Origin of the sequence: Bartonella sp. AP57NXGY (genome assembly GCF_042195805.1) — a bacterium.
GTDB lineage: Bacteria > Pseudomonadota > Alphaproteobacteria > Rhizobiales > Rhizobiaceae > Bartonella.
Map to the genome: position 1 here is coordinate 1 of NZ_JBHIOZ010000444.1, position 857 is coordinate 857.

Sequence of the window (857 nt, forward strand, 5' to 3'; positions counted from 1 at the left end):
CTCCTTGTTTACTGTTGCATTAAAATTTTTATTGTTGCCATAAAATAATTAAAATTTCTTTTTCAAACTGAAATATGCGAGTGATATCATAACAGTTTGAAGGGATATATAATGATAATTTCTCTTTATGGGTGATGTCGTGAATAGTGCAACCCAATACCGTTCTGTTTTATGTGAGGGGTGTGACCCTATTAAAGAACGCAAATAAAATAAAAGCGTGGAGCAATACGCAATTTCCATTATTTATTCATTATTAAAAAAAACAGCGCTTTAGATGTTTTAAAAAGTCGTAAGGCTGAGCTAAAAGGTGATGGTAAAGCTGGTGATTGGTTTTTACTTTTACGACTTTATGTTCTCCCAAAATTTGTCTGCCCTCCCGTTTTAGAGATTACATAAACAAGAGGATAGGAAGATATGATCTTTCAACAGCATTTTTGCTGTTCAGGTTTCTTTTCACAGTTGATGAGGATAAAATCTGAGGAAATAAGATAAAATTACTCTCTCATGGTTTCCATTCTCGTTGAGGTGCAATTGATTTGCCGATGAAGGCAAGGGGGATAAAGGCTATCATTTTTACCAGAGGGGGCAAAAAAGTTAAAGTTTATAAACCTTTTAGATATTCATTGCCATTGCTTTTGTGTGCTCCGTTTTGTGAGGTTGAATATTTTCTTGTCTTTTGGGACTCTGATTGACGATTTCTGTCATTTTTTGCACTTTAATTGCTTCTTTATCAAGGGTGTTGGAACATTTTTTTTCATTGTTTTTCTTTATAGATTGATACTGGTTTGGTGCGAAGCGCTCATCGAATTTATGGTTATAAAAATACATGGGTTGTATATGCGGTTCTATCTCTTTTA

At 33.7% G+C, this 857-nt stretch carries 1 protein-coding gene and 1 pseudogene; one reads left to right on the top strand and one right to left on the bottom strand.

Annotation, left to right across the window (positions count from 1 at the left end):
* Positions 1-148: 148 nt before the first annotated feature.
* A pseudogene (locus ACFIL8_RS11385) lies at positions 149-393 on the top strand (integrase); the annotation flags it as partial.
* 219 nt (positions 394-612) lie between these two features.
* Here ACFIL8_RS11385 and ACFIL8_RS11390 read toward each other — a convergent pair.
* Positions 613-857, bottom strand: a 245-nt coding sequence (locus ACFIL8_RS11390) for a hypothetical protein (RefSeq protein WP_375689884.1), incomplete at its 5' end; no start/stop codon positions are given.